This is a genomic window from Flavobacteriales bacterium, assembly GCA_016713875.1.
Taxonomy (GTDB): domain Bacteria; phylum Bacteroidota; class Bacteroidia; order Flavobacteriales_F; family PHOS-HE28; genus PHOS-HE28.
The window spans coordinates 1,482,084-1,504,910 of sequence record JADJOI010000003.1 but is presented as its reverse complement, the minus strand read 5'-3'; the positions used below and the strand labels follow the sequence as shown (position 1 = coordinate 1,504,910).

The 22,827-nt window shown below is 66.0% G+C and carries 23 protein-coding genes; 7 read left to right on the top strand and 16 right to left on the bottom strand.

Annotated features, from left to right (window positions below):
* Nucleotides 1-4: 4 nt before the first annotated feature.
* The 7 genes from IPJ87_08065 to IPJ87_08035 are packed head-to-tail and all read right to left on the bottom strand — an operon-like array spanning nucleotide 5 to nucleotide 5,976.
* A complete protein-coding gene (locus IPJ87_08065) occupies nucleotides 5-1,087 on the bottom strand; it encodes an efflux RND transporter periplasmic adaptor subunit (protein ID MBK7941815.1) in 1,083 nt (360 codons plus the stop codon).
* 42 nt (nucleotides 1,088-1,129) lie between these two features.
* Nucleotides 1,130-2,113, bottom strand: coding sequence for an SIMPL domain-containing protein (locus tag IPJ87_08060; protein MBK7941814.1), 984 nt, complete (start codon nucleotides 2,111-2,113; stop codon nucleotides 1,130-1,132).
* Between the two features lie 43 nt (nucleotides 2,114-2,156).
* Nucleotides 2,157-3,035 carry an AAC(3) family N-acetyltransferase gene (locus IPJ87_08055; protein ID MBK7941813.1) on the bottom strand — a complete coding sequence of 293 codons (879 nt, stop codon included), beginning with the start codon at nucleotides 3,033-3,035 and terminating at the stop codon, nucleotides 2,157-2,159.
* On the bottom strand, nucleotides 3,032-3,547 hold the full coding sequence (locus tag IPJ87_08050; GenBank protein MBK7941812.1) for a GNAT family N-acetyltransferase: 516 nt from the start codon (nucleotides 3,545-3,547) through the stop codon (nucleotides 3,032-3,034). The genes IPJ87_08055 and IPJ87_08050 overlap by 4 nt, the downstream gene beginning before the upstream one ends.
* The gene (locus IPJ87_08045; GenBank protein ID MBK7941811.1) at nucleotides 3,544-3,810 is read right to left on the bottom strand and encodes an acyl carrier protein; all 267 of its coding nucleotides are present in this window, start codon (nucleotides 3,808-3,810) and stop codon (nucleotides 3,544-3,546) included. The genes IPJ87_08050 and IPJ87_08045 overlap by 4 nt, the downstream gene beginning before the upstream one ends.
* A gap of 10 nt (nucleotides 3,811-3,820) precedes the next feature.
* Complete coding sequence (locus IPJ87_08040) at nucleotides 3,821-5,341, bottom strand: amino acid adenylation domain-containing protein (GenBank protein MBK7941810.1); 1,521 nt, start codon at nucleotides 5,339-5,341, stop codon at nucleotides 3,821-3,823.
* Between the two features lie 2 nt (nucleotides 5,342-5,343).
* Nucleotides 5,344-5,976 (bottom strand): carboxypeptidase-like regulatory domain-containing protein, encoded by a 633-nt coding sequence (locus IPJ87_08035; protein MBK7941809.1) that lies wholly within the window; start codon nucleotides 5,974-5,976, stop codon nucleotides 5,344-5,346.
* Nucleotides 5,977-6,056: 80 nt separating this feature from the next.
* Between IPJ87_08035 and IPJ87_08030 the strand changes: the two genes are divergently transcribed.
* Nucleotides 6,057-6,335: a hypothetical protein gene (locus tag IPJ87_08030; GenBank protein MBK7941808.1), complete on the top strand. Its 279-nt coding sequence runs from the start codon at nucleotides 6,057-6,059 to the stop codon at nucleotides 6,333-6,335.
* On the opposite strand, the gene IPJ87_08025 is transcribed toward IPJ87_08030, so the two are convergent.
* Together IPJ87_08025 and IPJ87_08020 are read right to left on the bottom strand one after the other, a co-directional pair.
* Nucleotides 6,336-7,121, bottom strand: a complete 786-nt coding sequence (locus IPJ87_08025; GenBank protein MBK7941807.1) for a glycerophosphodiester phosphodiesterase — start codon at nucleotides 7,119-7,121, stop codon at nucleotides 6,336-6,338.
* Nucleotides 7,118-8,701, bottom strand: a complete 1,584-nt coding sequence (locus IPJ87_08020; protein MBK7941806.1) for a M23 family metallopeptidase — start codon at nucleotides 8,699-8,701, stop codon at nucleotides 7,118-7,120. The genes IPJ87_08025 and IPJ87_08020 overlap by 4 nt, the downstream gene beginning before the upstream one ends.
* 303 nt (nucleotides 8,702-9,004) lie before the next feature.
* Between IPJ87_08020 and IPJ87_08015 the strand changes: the two genes are divergently transcribed.
* From IPJ87_08015 to IPJ87_07995, 5 genes are all read left to right on the top strand, one after another.
* The gene (locus IPJ87_08015; protein MBK7941805.1) at nucleotides 9,005-9,292 is read left to right on the top strand and encodes a hypothetical protein; all 288 of its coding nucleotides are present in this window, start codon (nucleotides 9,005-9,007) and stop codon (nucleotides 9,290-9,292) included.
* Between the two features lie 21 nt (nucleotides 9,293-9,313).
* Nucleotides 9,314-9,595, top strand: a complete 282-nt coding sequence (locus IPJ87_08010) for a cell division protein ZapA (protein ID MBK7941804.1) — start codon at nucleotides 9,314-9,316, stop codon at nucleotides 9,593-9,595.
* Nucleotides 9,596-9,652: 57 nt separating this feature from the next.
* Nucleotides 9,653-11,200, top strand: coding sequence for a ribonuclease Y (gene rny / locus IPJ87_08005; GenBank protein ID MBK7941803.1), 1,548 nt, complete (start codon nucleotides 9,653-9,655; stop codon nucleotides 11,198-11,200).
* 55 nt (nucleotides 11,201-11,255) lie between these two features.
* Nucleotides 11,256-11,951 (top strand): class I SAM-dependent methyltransferase, encoded by a 696-nt coding sequence (locus IPJ87_08000; protein MBK7941802.1) that lies wholly within the window; start codon nucleotides 11,256-11,258, stop codon nucleotides 11,949-11,951.
* 549 nt (nucleotides 11,952-12,500) lie between these two features.
* On the top strand, nucleotides 12,501-13,481 hold the full coding sequence (locus tag IPJ87_07995) for a GDP-mannose 4,6-dehydratase (protein MBK7941801.1): 981 nt from the start codon (nucleotides 12,501-12,503) through the stop codon (nucleotides 13,479-13,481).
* A gap of 4 nt (nucleotides 13,482-13,485) precedes the next feature.
* Here the strand turns inward: IPJ87_07995 and IPJ87_07990 are convergent, their stop codons facing one another.
* Entirely contained in the window at nucleotides 13,486-14,601 is a 1,116-nt protein-coding gene (locus IPJ87_07990) for a hypothetical protein (GenBank protein ID MBK7941800.1), read from the bottom strand.
* Between the two features lie 145 nt (nucleotides 14,602-14,746).
* Between IPJ87_07990 and IPJ87_07985 the strand changes: the two genes are divergently transcribed.
* Complete coding sequence (locus IPJ87_07985) at nucleotides 14,747-16,546, top strand: SLC13 family permease (protein MBK7941799.1); 1,800 nt, start codon at nucleotides 14,747-14,749, stop codon at nucleotides 16,544-16,546.
* 4 nt (nucleotides 16,547-16,550) lie between these two features.
* Here the strand turns inward: IPJ87_07985 and IPJ87_07980 are convergent, their stop codons facing one another.
* The 6 genes from IPJ87_07980 to IPJ87_07955 all read right to left on the bottom strand — a co-directional run bounded on the left by IPJ87_07980 (nucleotide 16,551) and on the right by IPJ87_07955 (nucleotide 22,801).
* Nucleotides 16,551-17,861 (bottom strand): hypothetical protein, encoded by a 1,311-nt coding sequence (locus IPJ87_07980; GenBank protein MBK7941798.1) that lies wholly within the window; start codon nucleotides 17,859-17,861, stop codon nucleotides 16,551-16,553.
* 9 nt (nucleotides 17,862-17,870) lie between these two features.
* Nucleotides 17,871-18,779 carry a hypothetical protein gene (locus IPJ87_07975; GenBank protein MBK7941797.1) on the bottom strand — a complete coding sequence of 303 codons (909 nt, stop codon included), beginning with the start codon at nucleotides 18,777-18,779 and terminating at the stop codon, nucleotides 17,871-17,873.
* A 17-nt stretch (nucleotides 18,780-18,796) separates the two neighbouring features.
* Nucleotides 18,797-19,603 (bottom strand): hypothetical protein, encoded by an 807-nt coding sequence (locus tag IPJ87_07970; GenBank protein MBK7941796.1) that lies wholly within the window; start codon nucleotides 19,601-19,603, stop codon nucleotides 18,797-18,799.
* The gene (locus IPJ87_07965) at nucleotides 19,600-20,847 is read right to left on the bottom strand and encodes a hypothetical protein (protein MBK7941795.1); all 1,248 of its coding nucleotides are present in this window, start codon (nucleotides 20,845-20,847) and stop codon (nucleotides 19,600-19,602) included. The genes IPJ87_07970 and IPJ87_07965 overlap by 4 nt, the downstream gene beginning before the upstream one ends.
* Nucleotides 20,848-20,930: 83 nt before the next feature.
* Nucleotides 20,931-22,400 (bottom strand): TonB-dependent receptor, encoded by a 1,470-nt coding sequence (locus tag IPJ87_07960; protein ID MBK7941794.1) that lies wholly within the window; start codon nucleotides 22,398-22,400, stop codon nucleotides 20,931-20,933.
* An 83-nt stretch (nucleotides 22,401-22,483) separates the two neighbouring features.
* On the bottom strand, nucleotides 22,484-22,801 hold the full coding sequence (locus tag IPJ87_07955) for a hypothetical protein (GenBank protein MBK7941793.1): 318 nt from the start codon (nucleotides 22,799-22,801) through the stop codon (nucleotides 22,484-22,486).
* Nucleotides 22,802-22,827: the final 26 nt, after the last annotated feature.

Genomic DNA, 22,827 nt, shown 5'->3' with positions numbered 1-22,827 from the left:
CGTGCTACGGCTTGTGCAGATCCGTGTCGGCGGTGATGCCTTCGAGGATCTCCACCTTCTCCAGGTCGTGCGCGCCGGTGCGCACCTGCACGCGCTGGTCCGCACCCGTGAGCACGTAGTCGCCGGGGAGGAGATAGGCGGCCGGGATGGTGAGCGCGTTCTCCTTGGTGCGCAGCACGATGTTGGCCTCGGCAGTGAGGTTGGGGTAGAGCTGCGCGGGGACCTTCTTGAAATGCGCTTCCACCTTGAACGTGCGCGAGCGCGGGTCCATCAGCGGGATGATGCGTGTGACCGTGGCCTCGAAGGCGGTGCCGTCGTAGCTGTCGAGCGTGATGAGGGCCTGCTGGCCGGGCTTGACCAGGCGGATGTCGTACTCGTCCACCTCGAGCTCCAGGTACAGGTCGGTGGCGCTGCCGAGCACGGCGATGGCCTTCTGTGGCGTGGCCAGTTCACCGGGTTCCACCAGCAGGTCGTACACCACCCCGGCGATCAGGCTGTGCGGTGTTCGGTCGTCGTGGCCGGCGCTGCTGATGGCGGCGTTGTTGCGGGCCACCTCCAGCTCGGTGCGCAGGCGGTCGCGTGTTTCCTGCAGCGCCTTCACGGCGCGGGTGTGGCCGGCGCGGCTGGTGGTGAAGGCCAGTTCGCGCTGGTCGAGCTCGTTGCGGCTGCCGATCTGCTGGGCCCACAGGGCCTTCTGCCGCGCGTGGTTGGTGCTGTCCACGGTGTAGCGGTCGCGCGCCTGCTCCACGGCCTCGCGCAGCTGGGTGAGCACGGGGCCGCTCTCCGCAGCGTTCTGCTCCAGCAGCCGCACCTGGGCCGTGCTGATCCGGGCGCTGGCCCCTGCGGTGCGGTCGTCGATGCGCACCAGCGGTGTGCCCGCGGCGATGGTGTCGCCCTCCTTCACCAGCAGCGCCATCACCGTTCCGGTCACCGTGGGATACACCTGGTACTGGCCGGCGGCCTTCACGATGCCGCTGGCGTACACGCTCTCGGTGATGGGCCCGACGGTGGGGCGGATGGTCTCCTGCTTGCGGCCGCAGCCGCTGAGGAGCAGGAGGAGGCCGGTGAGGAGGTTCGCGGTGCGCACGGCACAAAGCTAGCCCCCCGGAAGGCTGCGGTCCGACCGCGCTCAGGGTAGCGCGATCACCTTGGCGTCGCCCTTGTCGTTGATCCACACATGCTTGATGATCTCCTTCACCTCCTTCTGCTTGTCCTTGTCGGCGAAGGCCTCGGGCAGCTGGCAGGAGAGGGTGAGGTTGTAGGTGTACTGCACCGGCGGCTCGGTGATCTCCGCATGCAGCACGATGTCGAAGTTGCCGTAGGGCACCTTGTTGTAGAACAGCGTCTGCGGACGGCGGATGTCGTTCACCAGCTGGCCCTTGCGACGGCTGTTCAGCGAGCTCTGTGTGCGCGTCTGGTAGGTCGTGTAGCGGTCGAGGGGGAAGTAGGCCCCGTTCTTCTCGGCCCCGGTGCGGTGGCTCTCCTTGATCTTCAGCCCCAGCTTGTCGAAGTTGTCCAGCTTCTGTTGCAGCAGCTTGGTGGCGAACATGCGCAGGGTGTCGTAGCAGGCGCTCTGCTTCTCCACGAAGAAGTCCACCTTCACCAGGTCGTAGATCTCCTCCTTGGCGGCCGCGGTCACCAGCTTGTCGAGCACCCGTGCATCGGTGAAGCGGATGTGGATGTTCTTCTGGATCTCGAAGCCGGCGGGCACCTCCTGGTAGGTCCTGCTGAACAGCTTGCGCGTGGTCTCCAGCTCGTACACGGGCACGAACGAGAGCATGTCGGTGAACACGTCGCTCTCCTTCACGCCCACCTGCTTCACCCGGCGCATCACCCCGTTCACGCGGGCGTTCATCAGGCTGTCGGCCTCCTCGGCGGTCTGGCCCAACTGCGTCACATGGAAGATGGCGAGGTAGCTGTCGGCCGTGGCGTTCATCATGGCGTTCACCTCCAGCACGAGCATGTTGCCCTGCACGGTGGCCTTCACGGGCTGCTCGGCCTGTTGGAAGAAGATGCGGCTGTTGCTCTCGTACATGAGGTTGCCCATGGCCTGGGGAAAGGCGGGCATGGACGGCAGGACGAGGAGGACCGAAAGCAGGCGTGCAGGTGACATGGGCTGTGGTTTTCACCACGGTACACACCACCGCCGGTGCGGTTCACCGCCGGAGACCGAGCGCACGCAACAGCCGGCCGGCCCGCTCCTTCGCCTTGAAGAGCATGAAGCGGCTCCACGGTTGCACGTTCATGAAGAACCGATGGTCGCGCCGCAGCATCTCCGTGCCCAGCTCGAACTGGGCCATCGCATCGGACACGGACACCACGGCGCGTCCGAGCGTCCGCTCGCGCAGGATGCCCCGCTCCAGCAGCGCCGTGCGGAACCGGGCGAAGCTCGTCCAGTAGCGGGCCGGTTTGCGGAAGCGGATGGCCTCACCGCGCTCCTCCGCGCCGTCGCGGACGATCGTCATGGGCACCCGCTCCTCGCGCCGGTAGCGCACCGGCAGCATGGTCTCGATGTGGTGGTTGAAGGTGCACCAATGGAAATCGGCGCCCAGGAAGAGCAGCTTGCCGCCTTCGCGTTTCAACAGGTCGAAGAGCGATCCGGCGCCGAAGGGATGCACGGGCGGGCGTATGAAGAGGTCGGTCTTCGGGCCTTCCACTGCAGCGCTGTGGGTGGGGTGGGGGATGCGGCGCACACCGGGCAGCTGGCGGAAGTGCTCGGTGAGCGCGCCTGCCTCGCCGGGCGTACGCTCCACGTCGAAGCGTCCGGTGTCGAGCGTGCGGGTGGAGAGGGTGAGCATCATCAGGGTGCCCTGCGGGCCGATCGTTTCCCGCAGCACGGCGATGAGCGCGTCGAACAGGGCTCCCCGCACGCGCATGAGCTCGGGTGCCGGTCGACCGAACCGCAGCAGGTCCGTGTGCAGGAAGAGAAGGTCACCGGGCCGCACGCCCAGGTCGCGCAAGGTCTGCAACAGGTCACCGGCGGTCACGCGTTGCGCGCCGTTGGCGAACAGCACGGTATCCGGTGCGATCGTCATGACCGGGCCGGCAGGCGCCGCATCACCAGGTGGTCCGGCACGAAGCCCAGGGAGGTCCAGAAGCGGCGCGCCGGTTCGTTGTTCACCAGCACCTCCAGTTCCTGGTGCTGCAGGCCCCGTTCGGTGAACCAGCCGGACAAGGCCTCGTAGAGCCTGCGTCCCACACCGCCGCCGCGCTCGGTCGGGTCCACGTACAGGTGGGTGACGGCGCCCGAGCGAAGGCCGCCGAGGTGCGCCGGACCAACGCGGATGCTTCCCGCGGCAAAGCCCACGGCCCGCGGAGCGCTCAGCCGGCCGGGTGTGGCAGGGGCCTGTGCCCAGGCGACTTGAATGGTGTGCAGCTTGCCCAGCATCGGCATCAAGGCCTTCAACCACTGACCCGCCCCGCCCGGTGCCAGCGGCACCATCAACCCCAGGCCGTCCATATGGCCGTACATCGCGGTGAAGAGCCCTTCGACGGCGAGCAGGTCCTCCGGAGGGGCGTCCCGGTCCAGGGCACGTACCTCGATCACGCCGAAAGGGCTTTGACGAAGGCGGCGGTCAAGCCCTTCACCGTGGTGAACTGATCGGGCTCCACCGCCTCGAAATCCAATTCCACGTGCAGGTCCTGCTCCAGCCGGCCGATCAGCTCCATCAGGGCAAAGGAGTCGAGCACGCCGCTCTGGGTCAGGCTCATGCCGTCGCCCACGTCGGCCTGGGTGAGGCCCATCTCGGTGAGCCGGGGCGTCAGCGCGGCGCGGATCCGCTCACGCACAGTGACCTCGTTGAAGGACATGGCGCCGAAGTTATCGATCCCCGGTTCGTGCCGGCTCCTCCAGCCGGCCGCGCAGGGCCCGCAGGTCGGCCTTGCCGCTCGTGGTATAGGGAATGTCGTCGGTGAAGTGCAGGCGGGCCGGCACCATGTACTCCGGCAGCCGCAGTGCGCAGGCTTCCAGGATGGAGGCACCTTCGGCTTGCAGGGCCAGGGGCAGGAACGCCTCGATGCCCTGCGCGATGCCGTCGCGCACGGGGTGGGCCAGCGCATAGGCGAACGCCCCCCCGCTGACGGCCTTCAGCACCTGGTTCACCTCCTGCAGCTCGATGCGGTGGCCGCGCACCTTCACCTGGTCGTCCAACCGGCTGATGAAGTAGAGGTCGCCATCGGCATCGCGCTGCACCTGGTCGCCCGTGCGGTAGTACCGCTCCCGGTCCGGGCCGGCAGTGACGAACGCGGTGGCCGTGCGTTCGGGATCCTTCCAGTAGCCGGCGCTCAACTGCGGACCGCCCAACCAGAGCTCGCCGATCGAGGCATCGCTGCCGTCCGCGTCCACCACGCGCACCCGGGCCCCGGGGAAGGGGCGGCCGATGCAGAGGATGCCATGGCGGCCTTTGGGCGCGGCGGGGTCGAGCACATGGCCGGTGATGGCGATCGTGGCCTCCGTGGGACCGTAGAGGTTCTCCACGCGTCCGTTCGGCGCGGCGGCGGCCCACTTCACGGCCAGGTCAGCGGGCAGGGGCTCCCCGCAGAAGGCGCTGACGCGAAGGCTGGGGAAGGCACCGGGCTTCAACAGCCGCATGCGGTCCATCAGCACGGCCGCGCTGGGCACGCTGAACCACTGGGTGATCCCGTGATCCCGGATGAAGCGGGCCGGGGCCATGAGCTGGTCCTGCGGCAGCACATGCAGCGAGGCCCCGGCGGCCCAGCACACGAACAGGTCGTGCACGCTGAGGTCGAAGGTGAGCTCGAAGGTCTGCGAGAACCGGTCCTCGGGTCCGACCCCGAAGCGCGCCAGCAGGTGTTCCACATAGGCCACCACGCTGGCATGCCGGATGGGCACACCCTTGGGCACGCCGGTGCTTCCCGAGGTGAAAAGCATGTAGGCCTCCTGGCCGGCCCGATGCGGTGTGTCCGGGCCGGTCGCATCACCGGCGATCATGATCCCGCAGGGAACTGCGCGACGGGCCGCCAGGTCACGCGCGGAGCCCGTCCGTGCAGCGTCGGCCACGATCAGCTCCAGGTCGGCCAGGCCGGCGATGGTGGACAACCGGTCCACTGGCAGCTGCGGGTTCAGCGGCACATAGGCCTTGCCGGCATGCAGGATGCCCAGCAGGCCGGCGTAGGCGCCGATGCTGCGGTGGGCGTGCAGCCCCACGAAGGGTCCGTTCGATGGATGCCGTTGAACGGCTTCACTTACGGCGAGAGCCCGGACGGCCAGTTCCGCATAGGACCATTCCCGGCCATCCACATGCAACGCCGGCCGCTCCGGCGCGGTCCGCCACGCCCGCTCGAAGTAGGTCCAAAGATGGTCGGGGACCGGGCGCGACACGTTCACTGCTTCTTCTTGAACGCCCCGCTCTTCCAAGCCTGCAGGAACTGCGCCCAGGCGATGGGGTTGAACAGGTTGACGGTGGGCATGCCACCCTGCTGGTACAAGCGCGTCTGGTCCATCGCCATCTGGTAGCGGAAGCTCTCGTACGCATCGGGCGGCAGGTTCTCCATGCGCTGCAGCATCTCGGCCGGGGAGAGATTGCGCATCGCGAGCTGATAGTCGTCGTCGGCCAGTTTGAGGTTCAGGAACGCGTCGCGGAACTGTTCGCGGCTCGGCCACGGGTACACGTTGGCCTGCCCCAACAGGATCGTGTCCGCGGAGAGCTGGTGGATCATGCTGTACTTGCTCTCCTCGAGGTCCGTGGGCACGACGAACTGCGACCGTTTGAAGCCCACGGCCGAGAAGATCAACGTATCGCCCTCCTGCGCCACGAAGGAGAAGTAGCCGTACACGTCGCTAATGGTGCCCCGGTAGCTGTGCTTGATGAGGATGTTCGTGAAGGGCACGGGCAGCAGGCTGTCCCCGCTCACCACCACCCCGCTGAACTGCACCAGATCACGGGTGGGGCCGGGCTCCTGGGCCCGGGCCTCGATCAAGCCCAGGAGGGCCAGCAGCAGGAGGGTCCTTCGCATCGCACCAAAGGTAGGTTCCATAGCCCGCCGCCGTTCCAAGGACCTTGCCAAGGGCCCGTCCTTCGCCCTACCTTGAGGCCATGCGCACGCTGCTCCTTGTCGTTGCCCTGGTCCTGACCCCTTGTGCCCAGGCCCTTCCTGATATCGGTGAGGACGTGATGCATGTCCGGCTGCCGAGCGGGGTGAGCGGCGTACTCGTGCTGCAGAACGCCGGTGGTCAGGTGGTGCGCGAAATGGGGCGTGTGCGCCCGTCGGCCGTGATGGCCGTGGACCTGGCCGGGCTGGCCTCCGGGGTATACACCCTGCGTGTCATCGGCGACGACCGGGGCTGGTCCGGACGCCTGGTGGTGGACCGCTGATCATCGAACAGGCAGGACACCAGGGTCGTCGAGCTGCACTTCATCCACGCCGAGGGCCCAGGCTTCGCGCAGTTCACCCTTCGTGGTCGCCCCGAAGGTGGACACGCGCAACCCCAGGTCATGGGCGGCCTTCACGACGTTGCGCTGTGTGCGGTCAACAGGAAGCACCACCCACAGGATGCCGCGCCCGTGTGCTTCGCCCAGGGCCGTGGCCGGATCGGTGGCCACCAGGCCCAGTTGGAGAAGGGGCAATGATCGGTGCAGACGGGTAAGGAACTCCAGGTCGCGGCATTCCACACGGAGCCGACCGCGCGCGGCAACTTCCGCCTCCAGTGCGCGCAAGGCCTCCGCGAAGCGGTCGAGGTAGGGCACCCAATCGCCGGCAGCGAACAGCTTGATGTCCAGCACCCAGCGGAGCGTCGCGCTGGTGTCGAGGCGGATCAGGTCCTTCACCTGGGCCAACCGGACCTCAGGACGGCCCTCCATGCTCAACCGGCGAAGGTCGGCCCACACGCGTTCGTTCACCAGGCCGTTGCCGTTGGTTCCGAGCTCCAATCGGTCCGGATGGAAGGCGACGAGGACGCCATCGGCGCTCAGTTGGACGTCCAGTTCGATGCCGTCCACCCGATGTTCCATCGCCTCCAGCACGGCCAGTGCAGAGTTGGCCGGCGCTTCGCAGGCCGTTCCACAGCCCGCATGGGCCAGCCAGCGGGGTTCCGGACCAGAGGGGGGAGCGCACCCCAGCAGGAGCAGTGCGACGAACGCGACGGCGTGGAGCGGCCTCACCGTTGAAAGGTATGCGTGCTGCGTGTGCGATTGCCGCGTTCATCCGTCGCCTCCACGACGAGGGTGCGCGTTCCGGAACCCTCGGAGAATCGATCGAAGCGGTGGGTGAGGGTCTTGGCCTTGGGGTCATAAACGAGCATGATCCACTGACCGTCGAGCGTGGCCGACCATTTCTCCACCCCGCTGAGGTCGTCCTGCACCTTGAAGCGAAAGCCATCTCGGCCGCGCATGTCGGGCCGCAGGTCCACGGCTGTCAGCGTAGGCGGCGCCGTGTCCACGCGCAGGAAGAAACCGCCGAAGGTCTTGGTGCGCGTGGTGACCCATCCCTCGCTCCAACGTCCGCCCAGGCTGGAGGTCCGGCCCTTGCGGTCGCGCCTCATCACCACCGCCTTCGTCCGCAGTTCGGCCGGAAGTTCCGTGGCCTCCAAGGCCACCTCGGCCTGCACATGCAGGGGCACCAGATCGCTCAGCACCTGGTGCAGCGGCGTCAGGCTCTTGGGTGGTGCATCCGCCCGGCCGTAGATGATCGGCTCGTCGTCATACAAGGCGTTGGCCGGTAGGATGAAGCGCAGGCCGGGCTGTACCAGCACGTTCTCGCGGTCCCAGTGGAACATGTTGGTGCCGGACGCACGCCCCGGCCAGTTCCGGGCCTCCTCGGCCGTGGCCCCCCGAAGAGTGAACCGCAGCACCGCGCTGTTCCCGTTGGCGTCCACCACCTTCAGCGTGCAGGCATGACGCTGCCCCGGTGTGGGGACGAAGGTCCCGTCCCCTTCGTACAGGATGGAACGGTCGTTGGGCTGGCGGTAGCAGCGGTGGTAGTGCATGTCGCTGTCGCGGAACAGGGCGTGGTCCATGTGGGCGTTCACGTAGCGCTGCAGGGCGAAGTCCACCTCGTCCAAATGCACCGAAAAGAGCTGTTGGCCGTCCACGTCGAGGTCGATGCGCCGGACGCCGCACACATTGGATGAGCCATCGTAGTGGTCCACGGTATGTACCGCGAGGCCGATCGGCCCCACGATGGCCGGTTCGGACCCGGAGCGCAGCCGGTAGCCGTCGGGCCCCAGTTCGGTGGCGAACCCCTTGGCCTCTCCCGGATAGGGGCTATGGCGGGCGGTGCTGTCCAGCGCGTAGAGCCGCAGCCCACGGATGATCGGGGCACGCGAGTCGGCCAGCTCCAAACCGAAGGACTCAGGATCCACCGCATGTTGATCGGCAGTTCGTCGCACTTCGTAGTGCAGGTGCGGGCCGGAGCTTCCGCCAGTGTTGCCGCTCCGGCCGATCACCTCGCCGGCGGCGAACTGGAGGTTCACGTCCGGGGGGGTGAGGTCCACACTGTAATCCTGTGCCTTGTACTGGGCCTCAAGGACTTGCGATGTAAGGGCGGGAGCCAGGGCCTGCAGGTGTCCGTACACACTGGTGAGGCCGCCAGGATGGTCGATGTACACGGCGATTCCATAGCCCCAAGGGCTCATCTTCACCCGGCTCACGCGACCAGCCGCCACGGCGCGGACCGGAAGCCCTTCCACGCCGTTCGTTTTCAGGTCGACCCCGGAGTGAAAATGGTCCGAGCGCAGCTCCATGAAGTTGCCAGCGACGTTGAGCGGAATGTCCAACGGGGCCCGAGGCGGAGCGGTCCATTTGGATTCCTGTCCAAGTGAATCAAATGTCTTTAAAACTATGATCATCAGTATTTTATACCTCATTTATCAAAGCGTTATTTATGACTGCTGCGGGGATGGTCGACAAACCTATCCGGTGGACGGCCGCGGCCCATCCGGGTGGTGCTTCCACGCATCAACAAGTTGAGGTTCAAAGATCCCGGAAGATGGAAGGTGCGTGGCGTTTATCTTTGACCTCGGACCACGGAAGGTCCTTCTTGGCAGATGAGCGAATTGGTGGAGCGGCTTCGATCGGTGCATGACCGGGTGGCCCAACTCCTTCGCCAACACCGCGAACTGCGTGCCCAACTGGACCGGATCGGAAGTTCCGAGCGGGAATCGGGTCAACGCATCGCCGTGCTGGAGACCCGGATCGCTGAGCTGGAGAAGGAGAACGAGGTCCTCCGGACCGCCAAGGCCCGTCAAGGGTCCGAGGAGGGTCAGGGAACGAAGCAACGGATCGATGAACTGGTGAACGAGATCGACCGCTGCCTGGCCTTGTTGAACAACTGAACGAGCTGGGCGCGGAAGACCATGGAAGACCTATCGATCAGGATCGAGATCGCCGGGCGGGCATACCCGCTCAACATCCACCCGGATGAAGAGCAGCACGTCCGTCAGGCCGCACAGGAGATCAACGAGAGCATGGACCGGCTCCGCACGCATTACCCCCTCACCGACAAGCAAGACCTGCTGGCCATGGCGGCCCTGGAGGTGAGCGTACGCGCATTGAACGGTACCGTGGTCAAGGAGCAGGCCCAGGCCTTGGGCGAGCTTGACCGTCTCGACGAGCTCCTTCGCGCGGCCGCTGGCTGATCGCCTGCTTCGTCCCCCAACTGCGGAGGACGTGGTCCATGTGAACCAACAACCAACATGGACATGGATATTCTGTCAGTGATCATCGGCCTGCTGGCCGGCCTGGTGGCCGGTGGGGCGGTCGTCGCCGTATTCCTCAACGGGCTCTTGCGCAAGCGACGCGATGCCCTCCTCCGCGAAGCCGAGGCCGAGGGTGAGGCGCTCAAGAAGGAGAAATTGGTGCAGGCGAAGGAGAAGTTCCTCCAGTTGAAGGAGGAGCATGAGCGCGACCTGCGCGAACGCGACAAGAAAGCCCAGCAGGGCCAGGAGCGGATCAAGCAGCGGGAACAACAGCTCAGCCGCCAACAGCAGGACCTGGCGCAAAAGGAGAAGCAGGTGGACCAATTGAAGCAGGACCTGGCCCAGAAGATGGACGGGCTCACCCGCCGAAAGGAAGAGGTCGACAAGATGCACCAGAAGCAAGTGGCCTTGCTGGAGAAGGTGGCCAACATGAACGCGGATGAGGCTCGCAAGCAGCTGATGGACAGCCTTAAGGATGAGGCACGCACCGGGGCCATGGCGCACATCAAGGAGGTTCAGGAGGAGGCCAAGATCAACGCGAACAAGGAGGCCAAGCGGATCGTGATCCAGACCATCCAGCGGGTGGCCACTGAGCATGCGATCGAGAACAGCGTGAGCGTGTTCAACATTGAGAACGACGATGTGAAAGGCCGGATCATCGGACGCGAAGGCCGCAACATCCGCACCCTGGAGGAGGCCACCGGTGTGGAGGTGATCGTGGACGACACCCCCGGGGCGATCATCCTGAGCTGCTTCGACCCCGTGCGACGCGAGACCGCCCGGCTCGCCCTGCATCAGCTAGTGAAGGACGGACGCATCCATCCGGCCCGCATCGAGGAGATCGTGGCCAAGACGAAGAAGCACTTGGAGGAGGAGATCATCGAGACCGGCAAGCGCACCTGCATCGATCTGGGTATCCATGGCCTCCACAACGAGCTCATCCGCATGGTGGGCCGGATGCGCTTCCGCAGCAGTTACGGGCAGAATCTGCTGCAGCACAGCCGCGAAGTGGCCAACCTCAGCGCCATCATGGCCGCCGAACTCGGCCTCAACCCCAAGACCGCCAAGCGCGCTGGACTGCTGCACGACATCGGCAAGGTGCCCGATGAGGAGCCCGAACTGCCTCACGCCCTGCTGGGCATGAAACTGGCCGAGAAGTACGGCGAGAAGCCCGACGTCTGTAACGCGATCGGTGCCCACCACGACGAGATCGAAATGACCACGCTGCTCTCGCCCATCGTGCAGGCCTGCGACGCCATCAGTGGGGCACGTCCCGGTGCCCGACGCGAGGCCGTGGAGGCGTACATCCAGCGACTGAAGGACCTGGAAAGTCTGGCCATGAGCTACAACGGCGTCACCAAGGCCTTTGCCATCCAAGCAGGACGCGAACTCCGCGTGATGGTGGAGAGTGAGCGTATCACCGACGCCCAGTCGGACGAGCTCAGCCTGCTCATCGCCGAACGGATCCAGAACGAGCTTACTTATCCTGGTCAGGTCAAGATCACGGTCATCCGCGAAAAGCGAAGCGTCGCCGTGGCCAAGTGAGCCTGAACAACCCGAGCGAAGAGGCGGCCGACCGGCCGCCTCTTTTCTTTGTCGCATGTCCGCACCGTCCGATCGCCTGGACCTCTACTTCCAATGGGAGGTGCGAACCTGGGCGCGGGCCTATCCGCTCTGGCGACAGACCCTTCAACGCCTGCACGGTCGCGATGGACAGGCGCTGGCGTTGGGCGAACGGGACGGTGGGCTCAGCCTGATGCTGGCCGAACACGGACTGACCACGGTGTGCAGCGACCTGCGGGGCCCCACGGATCGCGCCAGGGAGCTGCACCGGTCCATGGGATGGCAGGAGGCCATCACCTATGAGACCATCGACGCGCTGGCCATTCCCAAGCCGGACGCCAGTTTCGACGTGGTGGCGTTCAAGAGCATGCTCGGCGCCTTGAGCACCCCTGACCGGCAAGCGCAGGCCCTGCTGGAGGTACACCGTGTGCTGAAGCCCGGTGGCGTTCTGCTTTGGGCCGAGAACCTCGCCGGGACCATCCTGCACCAGTGGCTTCGCCGTCGGTTCGTCGCTTGGGAGCACTACTGGCGCTACCTACACATGCCACAGGACCGGTCGCTGTTCGCACCGTTCGCGAAAGTGGAGTTCCGGACCACCGGCCTCCTCGCGAACCTGGGACGCACGGAGGCGCAACGTGATCTCGTGGGGCGCATCGACGCTGTGATCTGTCCGATCACACCGCACAGTTGGCATACCATGTCGTTCGGAGTGGCCTTCAAGGGAGACCTCTGACCGCTTGGCCGACCGGAACGCATGGATGGCCTCCCTGCGTTCGAACCGTGGAGCCTTTGGCGGAAGCCGCAGGAGGCTGGCCACACGAGTGGTTGGAAGGATGAGTTGATGCTCATGTGGTCGGGATCCAGCCGGGTGATCCGGCGGCCCGTGGGAGACTCGCCGGGGGGATGGTAACATTCTGTATTTCAGAAGATTAAATATATGCATGGCCATACATACTTCCAGGTCGACCGCTGTTCACTCGCCGTGGCCCGGTCAACGACCCCTTGGTCCACCGGCGCGTATGTTGCAGAAATTGAGGTGGTTATCCACCTGAGTATAATGGTCCCTTTCCCGCGGACGTGGCCCTCGGCGTAAAGGACATTCAATGTAGCTCGTGCAGATTCGTCTAATAGTATTGAAAATCAATAGGTTCGAAATATGTATGGCCATACATATGTGAGCGATCACGCATATTCCGGGAGACCCTCCGATCCCGGCCGTTCCTGTTCATAACCCACCTTCCCACCACCTCAGTGGTCCCGGTGCGACGGTAGTTTTGCCCGCATGAGCATGGAGGACCGGCCCATCCTGGTCACGGGGGGCGCTGGTTTCATCGGTAGCCATGTCTGTCGGACCTTGCTGGACAGCGGTTCGTCCGTGCGCTGCCTGGACAGCTTCGCTACCGGTCGTCGGGCCAATATCGTTCCCTTGTTGGAGCGGCCGGGTTTCCGTCTCGTGGAGGCGGACATCCGCGACCTCGACGCCTGTCGGCAGGCCGTAGAGGGGGTTGGGCGCGTCGTGCACCTGGCCGCTTTGGGCTCAGTACCGCGGAGCATCGATGATCCCCTGGCCAGCGAGGCTGCCAACCTCACCGGCTTTCTGCATATCCTGGAGGCGTGCCGTGGCCACGGGGTGCGACGATTGGTCTACGCCAGCAGTTCCAGTGTCTATGGCGACAGCCCCGCCTCGCCGAAAGTGGAAGGCCAGGAAGGGGTTCCGCTCTCCCCTTATGCGGTCACCAAGGCCATGGATGAGGCGTATGCCGGGCTCTACCACCGTTTGTTCGGATCGCAGACCGTGGGTCTCCGGTTCTTCAACGTGTTCGGCGAGCACCAGGATCCGAACGGACCATATGCTGCGGCCATTCCACGCTTCATCAGCCGGTTCCTGAGCCACCAGCCGCCTGTTCTCAACGGGAACGGCCGCCAGACCCGTGACTTCACCTATGTGGGCAATGCGGTGCATGCCGTCCAGTGCGCGCTGGCCACCATCCGGCCCGAGGCGTTCGGCGCGGTGTTCAACATCGCGTATGGCCGCAGCACCGACCTGCTGACGCTGGTGGACCTGTTGCGGACCCAACTGCAGGCGCATGATCCGCTTGTGGCACAGGTCCCCGTGGAGCATGGCCCGGACCGCCCCGGTGATGTCAAGGCCTCTTTGGCGGACGTGGGGCGTGCCCGTGCCGTGCTGGGCTACGAACCCCGGTTCACCATCGAGGATGGACTTCGGCGCGCCGTCCCTTGGTATGTGACGCACCTGCGCTGATGCCTCAGTGTGCGAACCGCGAACTCCAGGACAGGTTGATCATGTGGTCCGCGAACGCGGCGTCCCCATGCCGCGGGGTGCTCAACTGCGCCTCCATCTCCCTATCCGTCGCGCTCTGCGTCCTGTTCCGGTAGAGGGCCCAGGGGATGCTGATGTTCACATCGTGGTGGCCCCGCATCCAGTCGATGCCGGGTTCCACGCTCAAGACGTAGCCCGGACGTCTGACGCCTCCTCTCCCCCCGATCAGGTCCTTCCCGGGGATGCCCTCCAGGCGGCCGCCCGCGAAAAGGTTCAGCCCAAGCTTGTGGCTGATGTTCCAGTTCAGGCCGGCCCGGGCCATGTATTGATCAGGAACGCTCATGATGTCCTCATCGGCCAGGACCGGACTGATCGTTTCCCGATTGGTGCGCGTGCCGTTCGTTTCCATCGGATCGAACAGGTAGAACGCGTTCAGGTAGCCGAAGACCGGTCCAAAGAACCTGCGGTAGCCCTGGAGCTCCAGCGTGAGCCCGAACCCACCGTCGCCAGGCTGGATGCTCTGGTCCACAGGACGGTACTCGCCTAGCGTGTCAGGCCCCACGTTGTACCAGAAGTCGCGGTAGGCGAAATTGCCGGTGGGCAGTTCCACCCCGACGCCGACCTGCAAGTTGCCGTTCGACACGCTGTCCGGGTTCCCGAGCCAACGCGGATAGCTCGCCCGGATGTCGCCGATGCCCATGCTGCGCATGCTCTTCCGCGTGCGGATCGACGGGTTGCCGGTGGTGCGGTGCTCACACTCCGAACTGCGCACGTTGTAGCTGTATGGAAGGAAGAACACCACGCCGTTCCGGCGGTCCAGGTTGTACACGAGCCCCAGGTTCAACTGCGTGCTGTAGTTCCACACCTCGTTGCCGATCTCGAGCCGTTGCGTCTCCTCTTGGTCGCCTTTGAAATGGCGGAACGACTCGAAGTAGCGGTAGTTCATGCTCAACTGCCAGCCTTTTCCCACCAGTTCTCCGTTGGTGAACGCGTTGGGGTTGCAACTGGTGAAGCTCCGGATGGCCGCGCAACCTCGAGCGCTGGCCGACCCTTGGCCGAGGAGCAGGACGACGGCGGCGGAGAGGGTCAGGTTCCGTGGCATGGGGGACGTGGTTGTGCGGGCCAAGTTGCCCGGCCTTCGGTTTCGTGCGGACCGGCCGGATGCGGGTGCGGAACGCGCCGACCGTGCTGCGGGCCGCGCGTCCACCCTGCCCGGGGTTCACTTACTTCGCAGGCCACCTTCGCCGATGTCACCTTCCGAATGGATCGTCCTTGCCACCGTGATCGGTGCGCTGGTGCTGTTCATCTCCGAGAAGCTCAGCATCGACCTGGTGGCCCTGCTCATCGCCCTGGTCCTGACGCTCACCGGGGTCATCTCGCCGCAGGAGGCCGTGGCGGGGTTCAGCGATGCGGCCACCCTCACCGTGGCGTTCATGTTCGTGCTCAGCGCCGCCTTGCTGCGTACCGGCGCGCTCAGCACCATCGGTCCCCGGCTCGGCCCGTTGTTCAAGGAAGGGGAGGCGCGTGGTCTGGCCGTGTTCATGCTGTTCATCGGTGCCATCTCCGCCTTCATCAACAACACGCCGATCGTCGCGGTCTTCATCCCGGTGGCGGTGCAGATGGCCCGCTCGGCGCGGATCCACCCGGGCAAATTGCTCATCCCGCTCAGCTTCGGCACCATCCTGGGCGGCACCTGTACGCTCATCGGCACCAGCACCAACATCGTGGTCAGCGGACTGGCGCAGAAGCTCGGGGCTCCGTCCATCAGCATGTTCCAGATGGCGCCGATGGGCCTTGTCTTCCTGGTGGCCGGTGTGGCCTACATGATCCTCGTCGGGCGACACCTGCTACCCGGGGACAGGCCGGTGGGGGATGACCTGGGCGATCAGTTCGGCATGGGCGGGTACCTCACCGAAGTGGAGCTCCTCTCCGGTGGAAGCAGTGTGGGCAAGCGCATCATGGACAGTCCGTTGGTCCGCGACCTCGAGATGGACATCATCGCCATCCAGCGCGGCGACCAACGGTTCAATCTGCCCAGCGGAGATACGGTGCTCGAAGCGGGCGACCTGCTCAAGGTGCGTTGCGATGTGGCCAGGATCCGCGCCATGAAGGACCGGGCCCAGGTGAGCGTGCGGCCCAGCGTGCGCCTGGCCGACGATGACCTTCGGGCCCGGGGCACCGCGCTGGTGGAACTGGTGATCACCGCCAGCAGCCCCTTGGAGGGCAAGACCCTGCGCGAGGCCGACCTGATCCGCGCCTACCGCGCCGTGCCCCTCGCCGTGCGCCATCGCGAGGAGGTGGTGCACGACCGCCTGCACGATGTGGTGCTGCGCAGCGGTGATGTGGTCCTCGCCGAGGTCCGCAGCCACTACGTGGGCACCCTGCAGCGCCTGCAACGCGGTCCCGATGCGCCCTTCGCCATCCTGGCCCGGCAGGACGGCATCGCCGCGTTCGATCGCCGGCGCTTCGCCCTGGTCTCCGCCGCCGTCGCCTCCGTGGTGGTGCTGGCCAGCCTGAACGTGCTGCCCGTGATGGTGGCCGCCCTGGCAGCGGTGGTCTTCGTGGTCCTCACCGGCTGCCTGACCATGAAGGACGTCTACGAGGCCATCGAATGGAAGATCGTGTTCCTGATGGCCGGCTCCTTCAGTTTGGGCATCGGCATGCACGCCAGCGGCCTGGATGCCCGGCTGGCCGGGACGGTGGTGGACCTCCTGCGCAACCTGGGTCCCGTGGCCGTCCTCAGCGGCCTGTATCTCTTCACCAGCCTGCTCACCGAGCTGATGAGCAATACCGCCACCGCAGCCCTCATCACCCCCATCGCCGTGAAGGTCGCCGAGCGCATGGATTCCAGTCCGACACCGTTCCTCATGGCTGTCGCCTTCGCCGCCAGCGCCAGCTTCATGACACCCATCGGCTACCAGACCAACGCCATGGTGTACAGCGCGGGCCGATACCGGTACACGGATTTCCTGAAAGTGGGTGCGCCGCTGCACCTGCTCTTCTGGCTGCTCGCCTCTTTCCTGCTCCCGTTGTTCTACCCGTTGTAGCCGTTCACGGCAGCCTGTCCAAACGAAGGAACACGTCCCAGTAGCGAGCCCGGTCCATGTCCTCGTAGTGGATCTGGTAGTAGCGCGCCTGGTAGGTCTGCACCTGGCACAGCAGAACGAGCGCCGCTGCGACGCACAGGAGCACCGTCCGCCGTGCACCCCGGGCATCCTGCCACGCCAGCCCGAGCAGCAGCGCGAACAGGGGCAGGTATTCCACGTACGGGCGGGCGCTGAAGCTGCCGCCGTACCACCAATTCCACCAACTGGACAGCACATAGGTGAGCAGCGTCATGAACGCCATCCACCCCAGTGCGCTGAAGCGCGATCGACGCCACAAAGGAACCAGGCCCAGCAGGGCCAGCGCGCAGAGCGGCGTGTACACGAACAGGCCCTTGCGGTAGCTGAGCAGGATGTCCACCATGTGCGGGTCGCTCCAGCGGAAGTGCTCGCCGGGATAGCTGTCCACCCACCAATGGCCGGTACCGATCCTGTAGATCCCCGGTTGAAGGCCGGCGAGAAGCACCCCGACAGCGATAGCTGCGATCACCGCGGGTACTTGTCGACGGAGGCCCCGGACGCGCTGCAGGAAGATGGTCCAGCCACCCGCCACCACGGGCAGTGCCAGCACGGCAAGCCCGTTCACCGGACGCACGAGCACCAGTAGGCCGGTGAGGGCACCTATCAGGGGCAGCCACCCTGCCCGGCCATCGGTGGCGTACCGGCGGCCGGCCAGCAGCAACAGCGACACCAGGGCGAAGCTGTACACATGGCTCATGCCCGGGGCCACGATGGTGTAGTAGAAGAGGTGGGTACCGAACAGCAGGGAGGCTATCGAGAGCCCCCCCCAGCGAGCGTCCACGCCCCATCCGGCCAACAGGCGGCCCACGGCCCAAAGCCCGATCAGCGCATAGGCGATGGCCGCCAGGCAAACAGCCATCACGTAGGGCTTGCCATGGCCAGGGGTCGGCCGACCGGCGACCTTCAGCGCCCCATGTGCCACCAGGTAGAAGGGGGCCTGCAGCAGGGCGGTGCCGCACCAGTACTTGTTGATGGTGTCGCCCGTGGGCGCGGTGCGGTAGTCATACCGCAGTGCGGGTGTGCTCGACAGGCTGTCCGCGAGCTCCATAAAGCCGAAATGCAGATCGTGGTGCAGCACCAGGGCGGGGAGGTAGGCGTGGTAGCCCTTGGCATCGGCCTGTAGCACCGTGCGCCAATGCTCGCCTCCCCAGTTGATGTTGTTGGTCACCGCCAGCAGCACCGCGGCCAGGCCCCAGAGCACCCCGCGTGTGGTGCGCGTGCGTCGAGGGGTGGCCATGCGGGCAAGTTAGCGGCCATCGGCGCCGCTGCCGGAGAAGGACCACTCGATCACCATGCGGTCATCGCCGCCGGTGAACAGGCGGTCGCCCAGCCAGCAAAGGTGGTTCACGCTATGGGTGTGCCCGCCGGTGCTGCGGTCCAGGCGACCTTCCGGCCCCAGGTCGTCCGCCCGCCACAGCTTGGCGGTCTTGTCCCGGCTGGCGCTGGCCAGCACAAGCCCCCGCGGGTCGAAGGCCAGCGCGTAGATCCCCGCCCGATGCGCCGGCTGGGCGAGAAGGGGCGTGCCGCGTTCCGCGTGCCAGGCCCGTAGATGGCCGTCCTTGCCGCCCGAGAGCAGCACCGGCTTGCCGGGGTGCCAGGCCACGCTCGTGGCCCCCCCGGTGTGGGCCTCCAGCGTCAGCCTTTCGTTGAGGTCCTCCCGATCGAGCACGCGCACCGTGCCGTCCCCGCAGGCCACCGCCACCAGGCCCTCCTCGGCGTTCACCGCCACGTCACGCAGCTTTTCCTCGGTGATGGGGATCTGTCGCTGCAGCGCGAGCCGCGGGCCCTGTGCGTCCCGGCGCACCGTCCACACGCTCAGGGTGCCATCACCACCCGCGCATGCCAACCGGTCCTGGTCCAGTACCGCGATGCGGAAGATGCCCCGACGGTGAAGCACAAGGTGCTGCACTTCGCGCCTGTCGCGCAGGTCCACCACGTGCAGCTCTCCACCCTCCGTGCCGATCACAAGAGCCTCCGGTTCGTCGAGCACGGCCAGGGCGAACACGGCCTGGCCGACCTGCGCAAGTGCTTCGCCGGAAGCACCATCCGCGTCCCACGCCACGATCATCCCGTCGCCGCTCCCGCTCAGGACAAGGCCCCGTTGAACAGCCAGCCCGTACACCGGGCCACGGTGCCCGGCAAGGCGGCGGGCCATCGTGGGACGCATCGCGGTCAGGCCTCCAGATGGCCGAACAGCGCCTGCCGGTCGGCGAAGGTGATGTCACGGTTGCGGTAGGTGGTGCTCGGGACATCCGGCTGAGCGAACGGGGTCAGCCGCCCTTCCAGGAAGGCCCGCACCACGCCCGGCATATGGCGGATCACCTCCACCGTGTTCAAGCTGCGCAAGTGGAAGGGGGTGGTGGGCCACGGCGTCGCCGTGGGGCGCTGGAACAGCACCGGACCGGTGTCCACCCCTTCGTCCACCAGGTGGATCGTGATGCCTACGTGGGCGGGGTCGTCGTGGCGGCACTGCCAGAACTCGCTGCGGGTGCCGCGGTACTGCGGCAGCAGGCTCGTGTGTGCATTGATCGCCGGGGCGATGTCCAGCACACTGCGCTTCAGGATGCCGGTGCCGAACACCACAAGGGCCGAAGGCGACGCGGCGCGGACGAGCCCCACCGTCCCGGCGTTGTTCATGCTCTCCGTCTCCACCACGGCCACGCCGGGAGGCCAGCCCGGGAGCACGCCGCACGCGTTGATGCCCCCTTCCAGCACAATGTCCGCCTCGGCGAACAAGCGCCGCTCCACCCGCATCACATGCGTGACGGCCGGGTCCTGCCGAAGGGCGCCGATGCGGTTCACGAGCGCATCGCCGATCGTGGCCCGCAGCAATCTCGGGATCACCTGTTTGGACTTCTCCGGCGCAGGTTCGCGGCCCACCACCACCGACCGCAGGTCGAGGCCCTCGGCCACCAAAGCCCGGGCCAGGGCCATGGCCCCTCGGGACCGATTGGTGAGCAGGACCAGCCGGTGGCTCATGCGCCGTCGAAATGAAGGGTGAAGGCCTTCCGGCCGTGCGTTTCCACGCGCGGGTTGAGCGCGCCGTCGCTTCCCACCACGGTCCACCGGCGGTCGGCGGTGAGGTCGAAGGTGAACGCATGTCCGGCCAGCTCGGCGGCCCCGAGGCGATCGAACGCGATGCCATCGGCGACGAAACGCAGGCTGCGTTGCGGCTCATCCACCGCGATGTGGTCGCGGATCACCAGGTGGTCCAGCAGCCGGGCCGTGCCGCTGATCATCAGCCGTCCCTGCCGATGCAGCGCGGCCGCATGCTCCAGCGCACGTCGGGTGGCGGGGGGCACGTGCACGGGATCGCCCATGCGCGCGGCGGGCCGTTTGCCCAGATGGGTGTAGGCGATGCACACCCCGCCGCGCCGGACCAGCGCATCCATCCGCGCCGGGGCCAGCAGCACACCGAGCCCGTCGATGTCGGCCAGCGGCCACTCGCCGTGCCGCTGGAAGATGTAGAAGCTGCGCCCGTCGGGGAAGCGGTGGCGGCGGTAGGCGCGGTTCGCATCACGGGCCGGGGCCACCGTACCGGGACGCAGCCCTGCCCGGATCCTCCGGCGGGCGTACAGCGCCAGCCCGGTGCGGCGGTCGCCGGCGCTCTCCAGCGTCCACTGCAGATCGCCCATCGGAATGTCCTGGCCCAGCACCGGTGTCACCGTGCCGTCCCAGAGGTAGCGAACCCCGGCGGCATGCACCAGGTCCAGTGTGTACAGCGGATTGGCGTACACATGACCCGATGCGTCCCGGAACTCGGGGATGGAACCGGTCCGGTGCAGGTGCAGCATGTTGCCGGTGAACTGGCTATGGTCCACCCACACGCGTGGCCTGAACCCGATGCGCTGCAGCCAGGCCAGCGACTCCTCGGCATCGCTGCGGTCGAATCCGCGGGTGCGGGCGAACATGTAGTCGCCCCAGGTGTGCAGGCTGTCGTGCTCGTGCGCCGCCAGGATGTGTGGGTGCCCGTGCAGGTCCACCTGGTCAGGCAGCTGGGTGTTGTACGAGCGCAGGAAGAGCGCGTCCGCGAAGGGCAGCCGCAGTTCCTCCCAGATGATGCGGTGCAGTTCGGCCCAGCCGGCCGGGGTGGTGTTGTCCGGGTCGTTGCTGAGGGTGAGCCAGGCCCGCCAGGGGTGGGGCAGGGGGCGCACGGCGGGGTGCCGCGCCCGGGCCGTGCGGCCGCTGCCAGTGGGGGTCAGCTGGGGGTTCCCTTCATGCATCGCAGCGCGGCAAGATAGCCAGCGTTCACCGCGTGGCGACCAGGCTCGTCGAGCCCTGACGCCACCTCGTCGGATCGTCCGGATCAGGCCTTCGCCTCCACCTTGGGCACACCCGAGGCCTCGCTCTTCGGCTGATAGCCGAACAGCCGGTTGTCCTTGATCATGTTGTCCACGTACGGGGGCACGAGCTCCTCCCAGTTGTCCCTTCCTTCGCGGATCATGGACAGCACTTTCTGGCTGAAGATGTGCAGCACCGTGGGATCGAAGCTCTCGATGTCCACGATGCGTTTGTTGTACAGCAGGTAGTCGTACAGGGGCTTCAACCGCGGGTGCACCGGCATGTTCTCCGTGGTCATCAGCGGCACGTCCGCCGTGGGTTTGCTGGGGTATACGTAGATCTTCAGGTCGCGGGTGAACAGGATGCCGAAGGCCTCCAGCATGCCGCCGTTCAGGTCCCGGTAGTACTTCTCGTCGAATACTTCGATCAGGTTGTTCACGCCCATGATCAGGCCCATGCGCGCCTTGGTGTACCGGCTGAAGTACTCCACCAGCTTGTAATACTGCTGGTAGTTGCTGATCAGCACGGTCTGCCCCAGGCTGCACAGGATGTCCGCCCGGTCGATGAAGTCCTTCTCGTCCACGCTGCCGGTGTCCGCCTGCAGGTTGTTCAAGGTGATCTCGAAGAGCACCTGTAGATTACCCCGGTCCACCCGGTTCTCCTTGATGAACATGTTATAACCGTTCATGATCATATCGATGTTCACCTTCGTCACCGGGCGGAAGCTTCCGCGGATGGTGAGGATGTTCTTCTTGTACAGCGCCTCGCTGGCCTGCAGGTTCTGCCCGTCCGGGCCGAAGATCACCGCGTCCGTGTAGCCGCGCTTCACCAACTGCAGGCTCAGCAACCGGTTGTCCACCTGCGCGAAATCCGGCCCGTTCATCTGGATCATGTCCACCTCGATGACGTGACGGCTCACGTTGTCGTACAGGTTGGTCATGATCTCCTGCGGGTCGTGGTGCTGGAACAGGCAGCCGTAAAGCAGGTTGGTGCCCATCACGCCCAGCGTCTCCTGTTGCAGGCTGATGTCGGGGTCGTGCAGGCGCACATGGATGATGACATCGCTCGTGGGCCTGTCCGGACCGGTCTGGAACCGGACGCCGATCCAGCCATGCCCGCTGTGCGGCTTCTCCAGCGTGCTGGTGGCCACCGTGTTGGCGAACGTGAAGAACTTCTTGGTGGGGTGGTCCTTGCGCGAGAGGCGCTCCACCATCAGGCCGTATTCATGCCGCAGCATGTTCCTCAGCCGGCTTTCACACACGAAGCGATTGCCCGGTTCCTTGCCGTAGATGGCATTGCTGAAGTCCTTGTCGTACGCGCTCATCGCCTTGGCGATGGTCTGGCTGGCCCCGCCCGCGCGAAAGAAGTGACGCACCGTCTCCTGACCGGCCCCGATCTCGGCGAAGGTGCCGTACAGGTCGGCGTCGATGTTGATCTTCCGGGCCTTCTGGGCCGGGCTCAACGTGACGTGCGAATGGGCGGAGGAACTGGGCATCGGGCCTTCGTTGAGGACAGGGGTAAAGGTACGGCAGCGGTCCGCGGTCGTCACCTGACGAATGCCGTGTGGAAGGGTGGCCTCTAATCGCAGCTTATCCCGGGATCGACCTGGGCCGCATAGGCCTGGATGCCGCCCTCCAGCTGGATGAGGTTCGTGAAGCCGTGGCGCCGTTCCAGCGCCGTGATCACCGCCAGCGCCCGGTTGCCGCTGCGGCAGTGCACCACCACGGGTACGTCGCGCCGGATCTCGTTCAAGCGGTCCAGCAGATCGCCCATCGGGATCAGCGTGCCGCCCAGGGTGCAGCGCTCGGCCTCATACGGCTCGCGCACATCGATCAGCTGGAACTGCGAGCCCTCGCGAAGCATCCGGTGCAGTTCCTCCGGGCCGATCGTGGTCATGGATGGGGCGGTGGGTGTGGGGGCAA

What these genes read in the sequence shown, in the direction of transcription:
- IPJ87_08060 (MBK7941814.1), bottom strand. Translation starts at nt 2,113, where the DNA reads ATGTCACCTGCACGCCTGCTTTCGGTCCTCCTCGTCCTGCCGTCCATG.
- IPJ87_08055 (MBK7941813.1), bottom strand. Translation starts at nt 3,035, where the DNA reads ATGACGATCGCACCGGATACCGTGCTGTTCGCCAACGGCGCGCAACGC.
- IPJ87_08045 (MBK7941811.1), bottom strand. Translation starts at nt 3,810, where the DNA reads ATGTCCTTCAACGAGGTCACTGTGCGTGAGCGGATCCGCGCCGCGCTG.
- IPJ87_08035 (MBK7941809.1), bottom strand. Translation starts at nt 5,976, where the DNA reads ATGCGAAGGACCCTCCTGCTGCTGGCCCTCCTGGGCTTGATCGAGGCC.
- IPJ87_08030 (MBK7941808.1), top strand. Translation starts at nt 6,057, where the DNA reads ATGCGCACGCTGCTCCTTGTCGTTGCCCTGGTCCTGACCCCTTGTGCC.
- IPJ87_08020 (MBK7941806.1), bottom strand. Translation starts at nt 8,701, where the DNA reads ATGGAGCTGCGCTCGGACCATTTTCACTCCGGGGTCGACCTGAAAACG.
- IPJ87_08015 (MBK7941805.1), top strand. Translation starts at nt 9,005, where the DNA reads ATGAGCGAATTGGTGGAGCGGCTTCGATCGGTGCATGACCGGGTGGCC.
- IPJ87_08010 (MBK7941804.1), top strand. Translation starts at nt 9,314, where the DNA reads ATGGAAGACCTATCGATCAGGATCGAGATCGCCGGGCGGGCATACCCG.
- rny (MBK7941803.1), top strand. Translation starts at nt 9,653, where the DNA reads ATGGACATGGATATTCTGTCAGTGATCATCGGCCTGCTGGCCGGCCTG.
- IPJ87_08000 (MBK7941802.1), top strand. Translation starts at nt 11,256, where the DNA reads ATGTCCGCACCGTCCGATCGCCTGGACCTCTACTTCCAATGGGAGGTG.
- IPJ87_07995 (MBK7941801.1), top strand. Translation starts at nt 12,501, where the DNA reads ATGAGCATGGAGGACCGGCCCATCCTGGTCACGGGGGGCGCTGGTTTC.
- IPJ87_07990 (MBK7941800.1), bottom strand. Translation starts at nt 14,601, where the DNA reads ATGCCACGGAACCTGACCCTCTCCGCCGCCGTCGTCCTGCTCCTCGGC.
- IPJ87_07985 (MBK7941799.1), top strand. Translation starts at nt 14,747, where the DNA reads ATGTCACCTTCCGAATGGATCGTCCTTGCCACCGTGATCGGTGCGCTG.
- IPJ87_07980 (MBK7941798.1), bottom strand. Translation starts at nt 17,861, where the DNA reads ATGGCCACCCCTCGACGCACGCGCACCACACGCGGGGTGCTCTGGGGC.
- IPJ87_07975 (MBK7941797.1), bottom strand. Translation starts at nt 18,779, where the DNA reads ATGGCCCGCCGCCTTGCCGGGCACCGTGGCCCGGTGTACGGGCTGGCT.
- IPJ87_07970 (MBK7941796.1), bottom strand. Translation starts at nt 19,603, where the DNA reads ATGAGCCACCGGCTGGTCCTGCTCACCAATCGGTCCCGAGGGGCCATG.
- IPJ87_07965 (MBK7941795.1), bottom strand. Translation starts at nt 20,847, where the DNA reads ATGCATGAAGGGAACCCCCAGCTGACCCCCACTGGCAGCGGCCGCACG.
- IPJ87_07960 (MBK7941794.1), bottom strand. Translation starts at nt 22,400, where the DNA reads ATGCCCAGTTCCTCCGCCCATTCGCACGTCACGTTGAGCCCGGCCCAG.
- IPJ87_07955 (MBK7941793.1), bottom strand. Translation starts at nt 22,801, where the DNA reads ATGACCACGATCGGCCCGGAGGAACTGCACCGGATGCTTCGCGAGGGC.